This window comes from Sulfuricaulis sp. (assembly GCF_049587675.1).
Taxonomy (GTDB): Bacteria; Pseudomonadota; Gammaproteobacteria; order Acidiferrobacterales; family Sulfurifustaceae; genus Sulfuricaulis.
The window spans coordinates 1-12602 of record NZ_JBAVEJ010000156.1; the positions used below are offsets into that span (position 1 = coordinate 1).

The window sequence follows — 12602 nt, forward strand, 5'->3', positions numbered from 1 at the left end:
GTTGATACACGCCGTCATCCAGGAAGGCGAGGCTCACGTCCTGGTCAAATGCCGCCGAGATCAACACGACTTCCAGCGATTCCAGCGCGTAAATCGTGCCATACGGCGCTTTGCGGTTGACGTACAGGAACTTCTTTATCTTGCCGCTGGAGTCTTCTTCCATATCTATACCGCCGGTTGCTTCGGACATTGCGCCTCCCATTAATCGCCAAACACGACTAGGCGATCCGACTGGATGCCCGATTCGACCAGTTGTCCCAGACCGGAAATGCGAAATCCTTCCAGCAGATTTTCATCCTTGATGCCACGACGCAGCGCCGCGGCGACGCAGACCACCAGATCGATGTGATGGTCTTTTCCCAGCTTCTGCCAGCGGTTGACGATATGACGATCATCCTGCGGCGGCTCGGTGAGCCGGCTCGAGTTGTAGACTCCGTCGTGATAGAAGAACACACGGTGAATCTTGTGTCCCTTCTCGATCGCCGCCTTGGCGAACAGGTACGCCGTGTCCGACGCTTGATGCGTGTATGGGCCTTCGTTAACCAAAATACCTAACTTCATCATCGCTCCCCTTGATCTCTATCAATCCCCGTCGACCTTGGTTAGGGACCGGCGCCGGAATAGCCAGGCGCCGGTTGCAGCTTGGATTTTTTTTTGACGAATTTTAGAAACGGATATGCGCCGAGGCATTCAGGCTCGCACGCGAGCCGCGCCAGTTGTCGATATGAAACTTGGTGAACGGCAGGTCCGTGAGTTCGAAAAATCTCGGCCAACCGATGCGGTCCACCCAGTCGCCCACGCGTTCCCAGTCCTTGGCGTCTTCCTTGTACACGCGCAGAATTTTCTTGACGATGGCACCGGCTTCGGGCCAGCGCGGCGGATTGTTGGGAACACCCGCGGCCACGAGCTTGTGGAACATCGGCTTGGAACGCGCATTGGAGTTCTTGCCACCGACCCAGATGGCGAGTTTGGAATGCTCCGGATCGTTGATCTGCATGGGCGGGCAGGGCGGGAAGCATGCGCCGCAGCAGATGCACTTCTTTTCATCGACTTCCAGCGACGGTTTGCCGTTGACGATGGCCGGACGGATCGCCGCCACCGGGCAGCGCGCCACGACGGAGGGGCGCTCGCACACGTTGGCCACCAGATCGTGATTAATCTTGGGCGGCTTGGTGTGTTGTACATTGATGGCGATGTCGCCCTGGCCGCCACAGTTGATCTGGCAGCAGGAGGTCGTGATGTGCACGCGGTTCGGCATGTCTTCTTTGATGAACTCTTCGTGGAGGTCATCCATCAGCGCCTTCACCACGCCCGAGGCGTCGGTGCCCGGGATATCGCAGTGCAGCCAGCCCTGGGTATGGGATATCATCGTCACCGAGTTGCCGGTGCCGCCGACCGGGTATCCCGCTTCCTCGAAGGCCTTGATGAGCGGCCCGACTTTCTCGGCGCTGGAAACCATGATCTCCATGTTGGAGCGGATGGTGAAGCGAACATAACCTTCGCCGAGCTTGTCGATGATGTCGCACAGCAGACCAATCTCATACGGACCCAGTTGGCGCTGAGTTCCAACGCGCACCGTCCAGATCTCGTCGCCGCTCTTGGCGACGTGATGCAGTACGCCCGGACGTGGACGATCGTGATAGGCCCAGTTCCCGTAGTTCTTGATCATCAGGGGATGCATGTACTGAAACGCATCCGGGCACCCGCTCTCGATCGGGGTGCGCATTTTTGGTGCTTCTGCCATTGGTCAGTTCTCCAAAATGTTTGTTCGACGTGCGTTAATATCTTGACAGGTATGGATCAGCTAGCCGCCTGTTGCTTGCGGTTCTTCCATTTCTCGGCTTCCTGATCCCACTCGTCCAGACGCACGTAGGAGCTGGTGCGTGGTTGCGTGATCATGTTCGGATCGACATCAATGCCGATGCCTTCCAGGAAGTTCACGAGGCCGATGCGCTCGATCATCTCTCCGCAACGCTCGTGCTCCAGGCCATTCTCCGCCCAGAAGTCGATGGTGTTGGCGGCGATCTCGCGGATCTTCTCGTAATCCTCGTCGGTATCCAGCTTCATGAACGGAACGATGACGGTGCCGAAGGTGTCGCCGATCTTCAACGTGCGCTTGCCACCGATGAGCAGGGTGATGCCCTTGTCGTCGCCGGGCTTGAGCGCCTTGGTCATGACGTTGATGCAGTGCATGCAGCGCACGCAGTTGCGGTTGTCCACGTCGAGTGTGTCGTCGTCATTCAATGACAGCGCCTTGGTCGGACAGCGGTTCACGACGTTATCGATGACATATTTGCGGCTCTTGCTCTTGACGAACGCTTTGACTTCCTTCTGGTCGACCTTCATGTCGTCACGCCAGGTGCCGATGACGGAGAAGTCGGCGCGCTGGATCGAGTTCATGCAGTCGTTCGGACAGCCGGAGACCTTGAACTTGAACTTGTAAGGCAGGGCCGGGCGGTGCATGTCGTCGATGAAGTTGTTCACCAGGGTACGGTGAATTTTCTGCTCGTTGGCGCAGGACTGTTCGCAGCGGGCCGCGCCCACGCAGGACATCGCAGTGCGCACGCACGGGCCGGCGCCGCCGAGATCCCATCCGTACTCGTTGATTTCGTCGAAGAAGTGCTGTGTATTCTCGGACGTGGTGCCGATGAACATGATGTTGCCGGTCTGACCGTGGAAGGCAATCAGGCCCGAGCCCCATTTCTTCCAGGAGTCGGATAACTGACGCAGCATCTTGGTGGTGTAATGATTGCCGGCGGGTGGCTGAACGCGCAGGGTGTGGAATTCTTTGGCTTCGGGGAACATGGCTTTGCCATCGTTGCCCATCAGCTCAGTGAACCGGGGAATGATGCCGCCACCGTAACCGAACACGGAAACCGTGCCGCCTTTCCAGTAACCTTTGCGGGTGGTGTAGGAGTGTTCCAGCTGGCCGAGCAAGTCGACCATCATGTTGTTGTCGTGCGCCAGACGTTTCAGTCCGGTCACGAAGCTGGGCCACGGGCCGCTTTCCAGCTGATCCAGCATGGGTGTCTTGTGAAACGGCTTGGTGGATTTTTTCTCTTTCGGAACGTACGTCGAATGTTTTTCCGGATTCTTTGGTTGGTTCTGGGCCATTTAAGCTGTCTCCTGCACGTAGTATTGATGTATATTCCGGTCTTCCGGCAACGTCTCTTTCGCGGTGAAAGACCGCTTCTCTGCACTCATGCGTAGCATTGCATGTCTCCCGTTTAGTTCCGGAGTGTTCAACTCACCTCATCGAAACCGCAATATTCTCTACACAGGCAGATATCTAATTGCAGCTTTGCGGTGGCTGAGTTTAATCGGGAGCCACAATAAAAGAATCACTCGTAAGAGAGAGTCAAAAACCACGACATCCCTCCCGAAAGGGATATATTAATAGTGAGTATGACTCTGTCTATGGGGCGCAGATAATACAACTATTTGATTCAAAATACTAAATGTTTCACATAGACTACCGCTTCGCCACTGGCCGGGGCGAGCCAAATTTCCCCGATGTGTCCGGTAGAAATCAGGAACTGGTTATTGGTTGTAAATCAGCACAGGATGCCCATTTATACAGACAAGCACGCAAATCATGAGAGAACCACATTGAGTCATCCCGCCACGGCCACGCTCACGATGACAGGAGCGAACCCATTTTCCTTGCAGGATAAGGACGCTTACCGCCGCTGGCGCGAGCAGAAACTGCGTGCCTATCCCGAGACGGCGGAGTCGTTGATCGTGGAAGTCGGAGATCCGCGCGCCCTGACCGAGGCCGAGGCCGGCGCCATCTTGCGCGTCTGCCGGAAAACCAACATGGCCATTTATGCCTGCCAGGCGGGCGGTGTGGAAGACAAGACGATTCCGCGTGCGCTCGGCGAACGTTTCGGGTTACAGCGACTGGATAACAACCTGCTCGCCGACGACGACGGCATCACGTCGCTGCAGGTGGTGCCGGGCAAGTCGCAGCGTGGCTATATCCCGTATTCCAACCGCCGCCTGTTGTGGCACACGGATGGTTATTACAACAATCCCGAGTCATACATCCGCGCGTTCGTGTTGCACTGCGTTTCGCCCGCGGCTGAAGGCGGGGAAAACAGCCTGCTGGATCATGAGATCGTATATATCCTGCTGCGCGACGCCAATCCGGATTACATCCAGGCATTGATGGCGCCGGAGGCGATGACCATCCCGGCCAATACCGAATCGGGAGAAGAAACGCGAGCCGCCTCGACCGGACCGGTATTCTCGGTGGACATCGCGGGAAATCTGCACATGCGTTACACCGCGCGCACGCGTTCCATCGTGTGGAAGCAGGACGCGATGACACAAGATGCTGTGCGCTTTCTGGAAAATCTGCTCGCCGGTGAATCGCCATATGTTTTTCACCACCGGCTGGCGCCGGGACAGGGTCTGATATGCAACAATGTGTTGCACAGCCGCACGGAATTCACGGACGATATGGACAAAGGAATCGCTAGACTGGTATACCGTGCGCGTTATTATGATCGAATTCGCGGCACGAACTTGAACGAGCTAAGCGGCTGACATCATGCTTTATCTGAGCGAAGTGCTTCTGCAGCACCACAATATCGAAACGTTCGAACAGTTGCTCGAAGTGGTACAGTCTCGCGCGCAGTCGGAGATGTTCTTCAAGATCGATGTAAAACCGCCGTATCCGGATACGCCCGCCAACTGGGAAGACCGGTTGGAAGGGGCTTTCGTCGGCATTCACTCCGTGACCAGATAGTTTGTCGGCCACAAGCACAAAGGCACGCTGCTGGAGAATACCTCTCTGAGTTTTCTTTGATTTCTGCGGCAAATGAGAATATTCAAATGAAATACCTGAAAGAAGATCCGTCCGTGGGCGATGCCGACAGCGGCGAGGACGTCGCTGAATCCAGCATACTGCTGGAAGCCCAACTCCAGGAATTCAGGCGCCAGATGCTGGAGCTGCCTCCCAATTATGATCCGATCGCGCGCGCCGACTTGCTGTTGCAAATCGGCCGCACGCTCATCCGGCTGGAAAACAAGCAGGATGCCTGGGAAGCCGGCCGCGAGGCATTCGACGTCTATATTGACCGCGAGGCCTGGGAAGGTGCGGTCCAGGCCTGCGATATCATGTTCCTGTCCGAACAGCCGGAATCGCTGGCGGCGCTGGGGCAGGGCATCTGGCTGGCGGTGACCTTCCCGATGGATCCGGAATTGACAGTCGCGATGCTACAGCACGTGGTCGACGAGACCCCGCCGGATTCCGATGGCGCGGCCGTGGCCGCGACGGTGGCGCATTATATCGTCGACCTGCGCGCCGAAGGCCGCGTGCGCGAGGACCTGATGTTTTATACCAATCAGCTCCTGGCCACGGTGGCGCGGCGGCACAGCGATGTGAAAGATCAGGGTGCCTTCAGCCAATGGTTCAAGAAGCTCGAACTTGAGGACCCCGCGAAGTTTCTCCCGCGGCTGCGCAATGTCGTTGACGTGTTGGTGCAGGATGAGTGGTGGATCGATCGCGACGCGATCCGGGCGAAGTTGCCTGTTCAATAGATTAGGGTTAACGGATTAACAGGATTAAAATCTAAAGTATCTTTGATATTAATCGTGTCGATTTTTTTGAGTTAACACATAAATGTACTGGCAAGAAACCAAGGAAAACCAACGCTACACCGTCCCCGACGACATCGTGGACGTTGTCTACAGTATCGACTGCCGCGCGTTGCCGGTCGACCATGCCTATGCCTTGTCGCAGGCGATTCAGCGGGCCTTGCCTTGGTTTGCGGAGGAGGAAAGCGCCGGCCTGCACACGATACACGTCGCGGACTCCGGCAATGGCTGGATGCGTCCGGATGATCCCAACGCCCTGCTGCACCTTTCTCGTCGCACCAAGCTGACGTTGCGCTTGCCGAAGCACCGCATCGAAGACGCCGGCAAGCTGATGGGTCAGACGCTCGATATTCACGGCAAGCACTTGCGCGTGGAAAAGTCGGTTGTCAGGCCGCTCAGCACGATTACCACGCTTTTTTCACGTTACATCGTGACGCGCGAAGGCACGGATGAGGCGATTTTTCTGCAGGAGGCCATGACGCTCTTCCATAAAATGGGCGTGTACCCCAATAAAATGCTTTGTGGCATGGAACATGTCATTGCCACACCGGATCGGGTGATTCGCGCGCGCAGCCTGATGTTGGCGGATCTCGCCGTCGAGGAGTCGGTGAAGCTCCAGCAACAGGGTCTCGGCACGGATCGGAAATTGGGTTGCGGGCTGTTTATCCCGCACAAGGACATCAGGGAAGTGAAACCCGTATTGGATTAAAACACGACACTTTGTATTATCTGCCTTCTCGAATTGCAACCAACGACTTTTGCCATATTTTTTTCTGAAAATCGGGGGGAATCATGAGTTATGACTTCAACGGTAACACCATCGAGACCGATGCCAACGGGTTTTTGAAGAACACGGAAGACTGGAGCAAGGAACTGGCCGAGTTCATTGCCCAAAACGAGGGCATCATGCTCACGCCGAAGCACTGGGATCTTATCGAGTATCTGCGCGATTGTTACTTCAATCATAACGGCGAGCAGCCCAATACCCGCACGATCGTGAAGGCCATGGCGGACAAGTGGGGCACCAACGTCATTCAGAAAGACGTTTACGATCTGTTTCCCAAGGATCCGAGCAAGCAGGGCGGTCGTATTTCCGGTCTTCCGGAGTCACGTCGCAAGGGCGGATATTAAGGAGTTAGGTAATCGCGATACAAGCTGCGGGGCTGGATGAGGCGCGCTTCGCGCCTTTTCAAATGCGTGCCTGAATCCTGTATCTTGTATCCATGATTCTTACCACCCTCGTCAACACCGAGACGCTGTCCCGGCATCTTGACGACCCGCGCTGGGTAGTCGTGGATTGCCGTTTTGTTTTGACCGATCCCGATGGCGGCCAGCGTGCTTATGCGGCCGGACATGTCCCCGGGGCGCGTTATGCTCATCTCGAAAGCGATTTGTCTTCGCCGGTAACGCCGGCGAGCGGACGCCATCCGCTTCCTTACCCCCATGTGCTGGCGGAAAAACTCGGGCGCTGGGGCATCGACAAATCCAGCCAGGTCGTGGTGTACGATGATACCTTTGGTGCCATGGCGGCGCGCCTGTGGTGGCTGTTGCGCTGGCTGGGGCACGAAGCGGTCGCGTTGCTTGACGGTGGATTTCCAAAATGGCAGCGCGAAGGCCGGCCCGTTACCCCGGAATTACCCATGATTCAGGCGACGCAATTTCATCCAACGATCAACAACGCCATGTGGGTGGATGCCGATTACGTGGAGCAAATGCATGCACGGAAAGACGGTGTGCTGATCGATGCGCGCGCGGATGTACGATTCCGTGGCGATGTCGAGCCGCTCGACAAGGTCGCCGGCCACATTCCCGGCGCGATCAATATCCCGTATGAAGACAATCTCGACTTTAGCGGCGAATTCATGTCAGATGAAGCACTGCGCGAACTTTACCTGTCCGCGCTGAACCATGTCGCGCCTGACAAGGTTGTGCAGATGTGCGGCTCGGGTGTGACCGCCTGCCACAACATTCTGGCGATGGAACACGCCGGGCTGGCGGGTTCGAAATTGTACGCCGGCAGCTGGAGCGAGTGGATCACGGACGCCAACCGTCCGGTGGCAAAAGGTGAATAAACAGGATTACAGGATTTTTGAAATGGAGATTAATGCTTTAATCCTGTCATTATATTATTAATTTCATGCCGTGGAGTCGGTTACGAACGATGAAACGAGTTGACGATTTCCGGTTACGCCTCGGCAAGAAGGAACTGATCCCCATCATGACCGGCGGGATGGGTGTCGATATTTCCACCGCGGAACTGTCGCTGGTCGCGGCACGACTCGGCGGCATCGGCCACATCTCGGACGCCATGGTCCCCACTGTTTCCGACCGGCGTTTCAAAACCGGTTTTGTGAAGGAAAAACAGAAGAAGTACAAATACAACGTCGCCAACCGCGACAAGTCGGTGGTGCAGTTCGATCTCGTGCGACTGGCCGAGGCGACCAAGATGCACGTGGGTCGGACTATGGAAGCGAAGAAAGGCGACGGCCTGATCTTCATCAACACCATGGAAAAGCTCACGATGGGCAGCCCGCGCGACACGTTGCGTGTGCGCCTGTCCGCCGCGATGGACGGCGGTATCGACGGCATCACGCTGAGCGCGGGTCTGCATCTGGGGTCGCTCGCGTTGATCGAAGACCATCCGCGCTTTCGCGACGTGAAATTCGGCATCATTGTTTCGTCGCTGCGCGCCCTGACGCTGTTCCTGCGCAAGAGTGCGCGCCTCAACCGCCTCCCGGATTACATCATCGTGGAGGGCCCGCTGGCCGGCGGACACCTCGGCTTCGGCATGGACTGGGTGCAGTACGATCTCAAGACCATCGTCGACGAGATTCACCGGTATCTCAAACAGGAAAACCTGAATATTCCGCTCATTCCGGCGGGCGGTATCTTCACCGGCACCGATGCCGTGGAGTTCCTCGAAGCGGGCGCGGCGGCGGTGCAGGTGGCGACACGCTTCACCATCACCAAGGAGTGCGGTCTGCCGGACAAGGTGAAGCAGGAGTACTTCAGGGCCAACGAGGAGGATATCGAGGTCAACCTGATCTCGCCCACGGGCTACCCCATGCGCATGCTGAAGAACAGTCCGGCGATCGGCGCCGGCATTCGTCCCAACTGCGAGGCCTACGGCTATCTGCTCGACGGCAACGGCAACTGCGCCTACATCGAGGCCTACAACCGCGAGCTGGACAAACATCCGGACGAGGAAAATATCTCGGTCATGGACAAAACTTGTCTGTGCACCCACATGCGCAACTTCGACTGCTGGACCTGCGGGCACTATACCTACCGGCTCAAGGACACCTCACGCCGTCTCGCGGATGGAAGTTATCAGTTACTGACGGCGGAACATGTGTTCAAGGATTACCTGTACAACACTGAACACCAGATTGCCTTGCCCCCCGCGTAACCGAATCGAGCCAGTCCCGTTCAGCGTTTCCGGCAGTAGCAGTAGACAAATTCCTGGTGCTTTCCGCCCGGCGTTACATGGTCCTCGACGGCGCTGAGGAGCAGTTCGAAGTTTTCACCAAACTCGGCGTGTAGCTGTTCGGAGGTGTAGCGGACGATATTCAGTCCGCTGCACTTAAGCGGTCCGTGGGGCCCGAACGTTGCGACGATGACATGCCCGCCCGACTTGAGCACATGGCCGACGTTGTCGACATAACGGCGCCGGTCTGCGGCATCCGTCAGAAAATGAAACACCGCGCGGTCGTGCCAGACATCGTAGTGATGTGCCGGCAGGGATTTGTGCGCGGCGTCAGCCTCCAGCCAGACGACTTCCCGGGCGCGGGCGCCCAGCCGTGCCTGCGCGGACTGGATGGCGGTGGGCGAAATATCCATGACCGTGACATGTTTGAATCCGTCGTCGAGAAGATCGTCGACCAGGGTGGAGGCACCGCCGCCGACGTCGATGATTTCGGCGTCATGACCAACGCCGGTGGCACGGATCAGTTCCCGTGATTTTTCGAGATGGGTCTGATACCAGCTGACCTCGCCCGGTTTTTTGCTGGCGTAGACGCTGTCCCAATGATTTTTTCGATTCATCCCGTCTCTGGATATCCGGTGGGTGTATGCGGGATATCTTGGGCGCGCGAGCGTCTGCGTGAAATGACCTGGATCAAATGGGATTGTGGTCCCGGGCAGGCGAGACCGCTGTAGCCGTGCGTGGGTGGTGACGCCATCGTAACCGGCGCGTTTTTATTAACTGTGCTTTTTGTCGGTGTGATGGGTTTTGGTGCCCTCGGCGATACGGTCCATGAGCGCGAACAGCACCCCGGATATGATCAGCACGGTATGGATGCCGACCTTCCACGCCAGCTGCTTGTCTGCCACCGTCCAGGTACCCGCATCGGTGCCAACGCCGATGTTGGAGACATTCACAAATGCCTTCAAGAGTTCGATGGCGGAGATCGCCACGATCGAGGCGATGAGCTTTACCTTGAGCCCCGAGAAATCCACCTTGCCCATCCAGCTTGGCCGGTCCTCGTGGCCGGCGGTATCGATCTTGGAGACGAAGTTTTCATAACCACTGAAGATAATGATGAGCAGCAGATTGGAGACCAACGACATGTCCACCAGCGTCAGGATAGCGAGGATGACCGCGCTTTCGCTCATGGAGAAGATGGTCGGCAGCATGTGAAAGAAGTCCTGGCCGAATTTCACCAGAAGCAGGGCGATGGAAATCACCAGGCCCAGATAAAACGGCGCCAGCAGCCAGCGGCTGTTGAATATGATGACTTCCAATGCATGCTCGGTTCTTTTCATATTAGAAATATTGACTAATCGGTGCGGGATTTGGCTGAGCGGCATTATGGCGGTATTGGCGAAACAATCAAGACACCGATGCCTGTATTGGTACAAACTGGATTATTCGGCGACCAGAATTGAATCCTTGTTTCTTTTATAAATTCTGTCTATTTTTTTTCCAGCTTCAGCGAGGCAGAGTTGATGCAATAGCGCAAGCCGGTCGGTTGCGGCCCATCGGGAAAGACATGCCCGAGATGCGCGCCGCACTGGCTGCAATGCACCTCAGTGCGTTTCATGAAAAAACTGATGTCTTCCTGCTCCGCGACGTTCTCGGATTTCATCGAGGAGTGGAAACTGGGCCAGCCGGTGCCGGAATCGAACTTGGTGTCGGAACTGAACAGTTCCGCCCCGCAGCAGACGCACTGGTAAACGCCCTTGTCCTTGCAATCGTGATACCGGCCGGTGAACGCGGGCTCGGTGCCTTTCTGGCGCGTGACCTTGAATTGCTCCGGCGAGAGGATTTTTCTCCATTCCTCGTCTTTTTTGTAGACCTTGTATTTCATGGCAGCGTCTCCGTGGTCTAGATGTCGCCCCACATGCGGATCAGATTCATGTAGGCGGTGTTGACCTGGGCGGTTTCCTCCGCCTCCGGTGAAATCTTCAGCAGCTTCTCACGCGCCTGATGCAATTCATACAACAGCTCGCGACGCGCCGGGTCGCGCACCAGGCTCTGTACCCAGGTGACGGCCACCAGCCTCTCCCCGCGCGTGACTTCATTCACATGATGCAGGCTGGAAGAAGGGTACATCACGGCATCGCCCGCCGGCAGCTTGACTTCGTTGGTGCCGAAAGACGTGCGTATGACCAGCTCTCCGCCGCCGTAATTTTCCGGTTCATTCAGAAAGATGGTGATGGCAATATCCGAACGATAAAGAACCCCGTCGGTGCCCATGATGGGATCGTCCAGATGGTCGCCATAGGACATGCCCGTTGTGTAGCGCGCATAATAAGGAGCGGCCACGTGCAGCGGCAAAGTGCCGCTGCGATAAACCGGATGCTGTATCAGGCTGCTCATGACGATATTGTTCAGCATGTCCATCTGCTGCGCGCGCTTGTCCAGTTCTTCGTTGTGCTTGACGCGTTTAGCCGCGGCGCCGGCGGAAAGTTTCCCGTCGACGAAACTGGCGCTGGCGAGCATTTTCCTGACCGTGTCCAGTTGGCCAAGGGCCAGCACGGAAGGGATGTGAAGCAGCATGATCTGATCCTGATGGATTTGCCGGAATTATAGGGCAGGCCTTAGCGGTAAAAAAGCGACATGCCGCCGAGCAGGATCATCCAGGCCACCACGCGTCGGAAGACACGCTCATTGATGTGCAAGTGCAACTGGTTGCTGAACCAGAGCGTGACGGCGAGAAACGGCGCGCTGATCACCATCATCTCCAGGATTTCCGCAGTGTAGGTGCCGTGGATGGCGTATTCAGTCGCACGCAGACCGTTCATGGCGAGGAAGAACGCGAATGCGTAGTGGCGTACCGTGTTCTTTTCGTGGAAGGTCGCGAGCAGCCGCGTCATGGCGATAGGCCCGCTGATGCCGAACAGCGCCTGCGAGGTTCCCGCGAGCGTGTCCATAACCCGCATGCCGGCCGGATTGAACTTCGCCCGGTGCGGTGCGATCACCAGAAACAGCCCCGCGGCGGTAATAGCCGAGGCAAGCAGCACCTGAAACGCCGTGGCCGAGAAGTAGTAGAAGAGCGTGAAGCCCACGATGGCACCGAGCCCTGCGAAGAACAGCATGCCGGCCATGAATTTTATGTCGATCTTCACGGGGGAGCGCACCAGCCCGATGACCGCGACCAGAATCTGCGGCAGCACCGAGTAGATTACCAGCGTCTTGGGTGGATAAAGATGACTCAGGAGTGGCAACATAAGGATCGTGCCGGCCAGGCCGAACACGATTTCAAAGGTGTAGGTCAGGACGCAAACGAGCGTCAGGAGGGCGAGAGAAATCATTCAGCTGCCGCGCGGTAACATTGGCGGCGCTACTATGCCACAAACCTTCCGCCGCGGCGCGGCGGACGGTTTGCTGAATTGTTACGCGGTTTTCTTGCGCTGTGCCACGCCGATCAGTCCCAACAACCCCGAGCCGAACAGCCACGCCGCGGCCGGTATCGGCACGGGCGCCAGGAATCCCCGAATCTCTCCCCCGGTGAACATAGACGTGTGAATGTTAAAGTAGGCATGTCCGTCCGCCAATC

Annotated in this window: 17 protein-coding genes; 7 read left to right on the forward strand and 10 right to left on the reverse strand. The window is 57.0% G+C overall.

Going from position 1 to position 12602, the window contains the following annotated elements; all coding sequences use genetic code 11:
* The 4 genes from WB402_RS08060 to dsrA all read right to left on the reverse strand — a co-directional run.
* A partial coding sequence (locus tag WB402_RS08060; RefSeq protein ID WP_424206705.1) for a DsrE family protein occupies nucleotides 1-190 on the reverse strand: 190 nt, incomplete at its 3' end.
* Between the two features lie 11 nt (nucleotides 191-201).
* The gene (gene tusD / locus WB402_RS08065; RefSeq protein ID WP_424206733.1) at nucleotides 202-561 is read right to left on the reverse strand and encodes a sulfurtransferase complex subunit TusD; all 360 of its coding nucleotides are present in this window, start codon (nucleotides 559-561) and stop codon (nucleotides 202-204) included.
* Nucleotides 562-664: 103 nt separating this feature from the next.
* Nucleotides 665-1744, reverse strand: a complete 1080-nt coding sequence (gene dsrB, locus WB402_RS08070) for a dissimilatory-type sulfite reductase subunit beta (RefSeq protein WP_424206707.1) — start codon at nucleotides 1742-1744, stop codon at nucleotides 665-667.
* A gap of 56 nt (nucleotides 1745-1800) precedes the next feature.
* On the reverse strand, nucleotides 1801-3024 hold the full coding sequence (gene dsrA / locus WB402_RS08075; protein WP_424206735.1) for a dissimilatory-type sulfite reductase subunit alpha: 1224 nt from the start codon (nucleotides 3022-3024) through the stop codon (nucleotides 1801-1803).
* A 585-nt stretch (nucleotides 3025-3609) separates the two neighbouring features.
* On the opposite strand from dsrA, the gene WB402_RS08080 reads away from it, so the two are divergent.
* From WB402_RS08080 to WB402_RS08110, 7 genes are all read left to right on the forward strand, one after another.
* On the forward strand, nucleotides 3610-4548 hold the full coding sequence (locus WB402_RS08080) for a TauD/TfdA family dioxygenase (RefSeq protein WP_424206709.1): 939 nt from the start codon (nucleotides 3610-3612) through the stop codon (nucleotides 4546-4548).
* Nucleotides 4549-4552: 4 nt separating this feature from the next.
* Entirely contained in the window at nucleotides 4553-4750 is a 198-nt protein-coding gene (locus WB402_RS08085) for a sulfur relay protein DsrC (protein ID WP_424206711.1), read from the forward strand.
* 86 nt (nucleotides 4751-4836) lie between these two features.
* Complete coding sequence (locus WB402_RS08090; RefSeq protein WP_424206713.1) at nucleotides 4837-5544, forward strand: hypothetical protein; 708 nt, start codon at nucleotides 4837-4839, stop codon at nucleotides 5542-5544.
* Between the two features lie 82 nt (nucleotides 5545-5626).
* On the forward strand, nucleotides 5627-6310 hold the full coding sequence (gene cas6, locus WB402_RS08095) for a type I-MYXAN CRISPR-associated protein Cas6/Cmx6 (protein ID WP_424206715.1): 684 nt from the start codon (nucleotides 5627-5629) through the stop codon (nucleotides 6308-6310).
* A gap of 83 nt (nucleotides 6311-6393) precedes the next feature.
* Nucleotides 6394-6732, forward strand: coding sequence for a TusE/DsrC/DsvC family sulfur relay protein (locus tag WB402_RS08100; RefSeq protein WP_424206717.1), 339 nt, complete (start codon nucleotides 6394-6396; stop codon nucleotides 6730-6732).
* 92 nt (nucleotides 6733-6824) lie between these two features.
* Nucleotides 6825-7673: a sulfurtransferase gene (locus WB402_RS08105; protein WP_424206719.1), complete on the forward strand. Its 849-nt coding sequence runs from the start codon at nucleotides 6825-6827 to the stop codon at nucleotides 7671-7673.
* Nucleotides 7674-7762: 89 nt separating this feature from the next.
* Nucleotides 7763-9010, forward strand: coding sequence for a nitronate monooxygenase (locus WB402_RS08110; RefSeq protein ID WP_424206721.1), 1248 nt, complete (start codon nucleotides 7763-7765; stop codon nucleotides 9008-9010).
* A 20-nt stretch (nucleotides 9011-9030) separates the two neighbouring features.
* On the opposite strand, the gene WB402_RS08115 is transcribed toward WB402_RS08110, so the two are convergent.
* From WB402_RS08115 to WB402_RS08140, 6 genes are all read right to left on the reverse strand, one after another.
* A complete protein-coding gene (locus WB402_RS08115) occupies nucleotides 9031-9645 on the reverse strand; it encodes a class I SAM-dependent methyltransferase (protein WP_424206723.1) in 615 nt (204 codons plus the stop codon).
* A gap of 156 nt (nucleotides 9646-9801) precedes the next feature.
* Nucleotides 9802-10365: a TIGR00645 family protein gene (locus WB402_RS08120; RefSeq protein WP_424206725.1), complete on the reverse strand. Its 564-nt coding sequence runs from the start codon at nucleotides 10363-10365 to the stop codon at nucleotides 9802-9804.
* A 149-nt stretch (nucleotides 10366-10514) separates the two neighbouring features.
* A complete protein-coding gene (gene msrB, locus WB402_RS08125) occupies nucleotides 10515-10910 on the reverse strand; it encodes a peptide-methionine (R)-S-oxide reductase MsrB (protein WP_424206727.1) in 396 nt (131 codons plus the stop codon).
* A 17-nt stretch (nucleotides 10911-10927) separates the two neighbouring features.
* A complete protein-coding gene (locus tag WB402_RS08130; protein ID WP_424206729.1) occupies nucleotides 10928-11602 on the reverse strand; it encodes a Fe2+-dependent dioxygenase in 675 nt (224 codons plus the stop codon).
* Nucleotides 11603-11643: 41 nt separating this feature from the next.
* The gene (locus tag WB402_RS08135) at nucleotides 11644-12357 is read right to left on the reverse strand and encodes a TSUP family transporter (protein WP_424206731.1); all 714 of its coding nucleotides are present in this window, start codon (nucleotides 12355-12357) and stop codon (nucleotides 11644-11646) included.
* A gap of 81 nt (nucleotides 12358-12438) precedes the next feature.
* A complete protein-coding gene (locus tag WB402_RS08140; RefSeq protein ID WP_424206737.1) occupies nucleotides 12439-12600 on the reverse strand; it encodes a VPLPA-CTERM sorting domain-containing protein in 162 nt (53 codons plus the stop codon).
* Nucleotides 12601-12602 lie beyond the last annotated feature (2 nt).

Coding starts and splice junctions, on each gene's coding strand:
- tusD (WP_424206733.1), bottom strand. CDS start 561: ATGAAGTTAGGTATTTTGGTTAACGAAGGCCCATACACGCATCAAGCG.
- dsrB (WP_424206707.1), bottom strand. CDS start 1,744: ATGGCAGAAGCACCAAAAATGCGCACCCCGATCGAGAGCGGGTGCCCG.
- dsrA (WP_424206735.1), bottom strand. CDS start 3,024: ATGCTGGATCAGCTGGAAAGCGGCCCGTGGCCCAGCTTCGTGACCGGA.
- WB402_RS08085 (WP_424206711.1), top strand. CDS start 4,553: ATGCTTTATCTGAGCGAAGTGCTTCTGCAGCACCACAATATCGAAACG.
- WB402_RS08090 (WP_424206713.1), top strand. CDS start 4,837: ATGAAATACCTGAAAGAAGATCCGTCCGTGGGCGATGCCGACAGCGGC.
- cas6 (WP_424206715.1), top strand. CDS start 5,627: ATGTACTGGCAAGAAACCAAGGAAAACCAACGCTACACCGTCCCCGAC.
- WB402_RS08100 (WP_424206717.1), top strand. CDS start 6,394: ATGAGTTATGACTTCAACGGTAACACCATCGAGACCGATGCCAACGGG.
- WB402_RS08105 (WP_424206719.1), top strand. CDS start 6,825: ATGATTCTTACCACCCTCGTCAACACCGAGACGCTGTCCCGGCATCTT.
- WB402_RS08110 (WP_424206721.1), top strand. CDS start 7,763: ATGAAACGAGTTGACGATTTCCGGTTACGCCTCGGCAAGAAGGAACTG.
- WB402_RS08115 (WP_424206723.1), bottom strand. CDS start 9,645: ATGAATCGAAAAAATCATTGGGACAGCGTCTACGCCAGCAAAAAACCG.
- WB402_RS08120 (WP_424206725.1), bottom strand. CDS start 10,365: ATGAAAAGAACCGAGCATGCATTGGAAGTCATCATATTCAACAGCCGC.
- msrB (WP_424206727.1), bottom strand. CDS start 10,910: ATGAAATACAAGGTCTACAAAAAAGACGAGGAATGGAGAAAAATCCTC.
- WB402_RS08130 (WP_424206729.1), bottom strand. CDS start 11,602: ATGCTGCTTCACATCCCTTCCGTGCTGGCCCTTGGCCAACTGGACACG.
- WB402_RS08135 (WP_424206731.1), bottom strand. CDS start 12,357: ATGATTTCTCTCGCCCTCCTGACGCTCGTTTGCGTCCTGACCTACACC.